The sequence below is a fragment of the Brevundimonas sp. genome, from assembly GCF_036399195.1.
Classification (GTDB): domain Bacteria; phylum Pseudomonadota; class Alphaproteobacteria; order Caulobacterales; family Caulobacteraceae; genus Brevundimonas.
On record NZ_DASWNO010000090.1, the window covers coordinates 1 to 2,483 of the forward strand.

2 protein-coding genes, 1 other RNA gene and 1 pseudogene are annotated in these 2,483 nt (G+C 69.2%); 1 reads left to right on the forward strand and 3 read right to left on the reverse strand.

Annotation, left to right across the window (positions count from 1 at the left end; translation table 11 throughout):
• From VGB60_RS04325 to ffs, 3 genes and pseudogenes are all read right to left on the reverse strand, one after another.
• Positions 1–584 (reverse strand): annotated as a pseudogene (locus VGB60_RS04325) (DNA polymerase III subunit gamma/tau); the annotation flags it as partial.
• Between the two features lie 219 nt (positions 585–803).
• Positions 804–1,193: a DUF3597 domain-containing protein gene (locus VGB60_RS04330; protein WP_331037048.1), complete on the reverse strand. Its 390-nt coding sequence runs from the start codon at positions 1,191–1,193 to the stop codon at positions 804–806.
• A gap of 171 nt (positions 1,194–1,364) precedes the next feature.
• Positions 1,365–1,460, reverse strand: an RNA gene (ffs, locus tag VGB60_RS04335) — signal recognition particle sRNA small type.
• 54 nt (positions 1,461–1,514) lie between these two features.
• Between ffs and nudC the strand changes: the two genes are divergently transcribed.
• Positions 1,515–2,456, forward strand: a complete 942-nt coding sequence (gene nudC, locus VGB60_RS04340) for an NAD(+) diphosphatase (RefSeq protein ID WP_331037049.1) — start codon at positions 1,515–1,517, stop codon at positions 2,454–2,456.
• Positions 2,457–2,483 lie beyond the last annotated feature (27 nt).

Genomic DNA, 2,483 nt, shown 5'->3' on the forward strand with positions numbered 1-2,483 from the left:
GCGTAGCGGACGCTCTCGATGATGTCGCGGATGCCGTCGATGCCGGTGTGGGAGGCGGCGTCCATCTCGACCACGTCCATGTGCTGGCCGGCCATGATGGAGGCGTCGTGGCGGCCGTGGGCGGTCAGCTCCAGCGAGGGCCGGTCGATGACGTCCGTCTCGTTGTTAAGGGCGCGGGCCAGCAGGCGGGCGGTGGTGGTCTTGCCGACGCCGCGGACGCCCGTGAGCATGAAGGCGTGGGCGATGCGGCCGGTGGCGAAGGCGTTGGTCAGGGTGCGGACCATGGCCTCCTGGCCGATCAGGTCCTCGAAGGTGTGCGGCCGGTATTTGCGGGCCAGCACGGTGTAGGCGGCGCCGTCGCCTTCGGCGGAGGCGGGCTCCTTCTCGAGGATGGGCTTGGAGGCGGCGGTCACAGTCTTCGGTGGGGCCTCAACCGGCGCGGCGGCGGCCTCGGCCTCGCGCATGCCGGCGGGCTCGGGCGAGCCGAACATATCCTCGGTGTTGGGATCGCGCTCCTCGACCGGCGCGTCAGGCGCATCCTCGTCCCAGGGGGGACCGTCGAGACTCGGGTCGCTGTGGCTCATGCGACCGTCATACGATGATCGACGGCCGATTTAAAACGGCTCATCCCCGCGAAGCGGCATCCATCCAAGGTTCATAACGAAGACCATCAAGGGATCACGAAGGACACGAAGGGCGCCTGGCTCTCTTCGTGTCCTTCGTGTGGTCTTCGTGCTCTTTGTGATGAACCCGCAGGCAGAGGGAACGAAGCTCGAAAGGAAGTCCGCTTCTCGGGAGAGGGCTTAGTCCGTCATGTCGCGGATCTGGCCGCCGTTGTCCTTGATCCGCTGGATCACCTGCCGGTGCAGCCAGATGTTCATCGAGGCGGTGTCGGACTTGTCGCCGGTGTAGCCCAGTTCGTCGGCCAGCTCCCGGCGCTCCTGCAGCGTGGAGTCCATCCCGGTCAGCTTCATCAGGTCGACGATCGAGGTGCGCCAGTTCAGCTTCTGGTCGCGCTGCTCGTTCATGAAGTCGAGAATGCCGTCCACATCCACCGGCTCGGCCGCGGCGGGCGCCGGGGCGAAGGTCGTCGTCGTCGTCGTGGGAGCCGCCGTCGGCGCCGGAGCGGCGGTGGGCGTGGCGGTCTCGCGCCGCTTGAATATCTTGCCGAGGATGTTGCCGAGAATGCTCATGTCCGCTCCTGGATATAGTGAGCAGACAGAGCGGCTGGCGGCGGCGGCGGTTCCGTTGATACGGCTCAGCCGCGCTCAAGCACGGCGTCGCGCCCGCCGGTCAGGGCGGAGGGCAACCTTGGGCGCTCAAGCAGCGAGCGACCGCGTCGCGAGCGTTAGCGCACCAATGCAAGGAAGTGGAGACCGCGACTCGAAGGGGAATTCGTTGTGGCTGCTGCCTTCCGGCCCTGACCAGATTGGCGAAGCCTTCGCCCGCGATCTCCAAGGCCGATATGACGATTCCGGCTCGCGGATGCAAGCGCCGCCTTGCTAGAGAGGCGCATGGCCCTCCCCAGCCTCAACACCTTCGCCGGCAATCCGCTGGACCGCGCCGGCGACCGGCGCAACGAGCCGGACTGGCTGGCGGAACAGGCGGGGCGGCCGGACGCGCTGGCGCTGGTGCTGTGGGAAGGCCGGCCGCTGCTGGAGGACCACGCCGACGGCCCGCGCCTCGCCTGGCTGTCGCTTGAGCACGCCCGCGCCGTTGTCCCCGACCGGGAGGCCTTCCTCGGACTGTGGAAGGACGCGCCGTGTTTCGCCGTTGAGGTCGAGGGTTCGGTCGATCCAGCGACCGGGCCGGTGGCCGGTCTGGGCGCCTTCCACGAGATGCGCGAGGCCGCGGCCCTGCTGCTGGGCCCGGAGGCCGCCATGGCGGGCGCCGCCAAGAGCCTGTTCGACTGGCGGCGTCGGCACGGCTTCTGCGCCGCCTGCGGGATCGAGAGCCAGACCGCCTCCGGCGGATGGAAGCGCATCTGCCCGGCCTGCGCGACCGAGCATTTCCCGCGCGTCGATCCGGTCACCATCATGCTGCCGGTGTTCAGGGGCGGCGACGAGCCGCGCTGCCTGCTGGGTCGTCAGGCCAGCTGGCCGGAGGGCCGGATGTCGGCGCTGGCCGGTTTCCTCGAGCCCGGCGAGACCATCGAGGAGGCCTGCGCGCGCGAGATCGAGGAGGAAGCGGGCCTGACCGTCACCGCCGTCCGCTATCACTCCAGCCAGCCGTGGCCCTTCCCGGCGCAGCTGATGATCGGCCTGATCGCCGAGGTCGACGGCGACGACGCCCGCCCTGACCAGACCGAACTGGAAGCCGTCGCCTGGCTGACCCGCGACGAAGCCCGCGCCTGCCTCGCCGGAACCCACCCCTCGATCAAGCCCCCGCCCCCCATCGCCATCGCCCGGACGCTGCTACAGGCGTGGGTCGACGGCTTCGACGTCTCCGGGGGATGAGGGATTAGGGATGAGGGATGAGATCGC

Coding starts and splice junctions, on each gene's coding strand:
- VGB60_RS04330 (WP_331037048.1), bottom strand. CDS start 1,193: ATGAGCATTCTCGGCAACATCCTCGGCAAGATATTCAAGCGGCGCGAG.
- nudC (WP_331037049.1), top strand. CDS start 1,515: ATGGCCCTCCCCAGCCTCAACACCTTCGCCGGCAATCCGCTGGACCGC.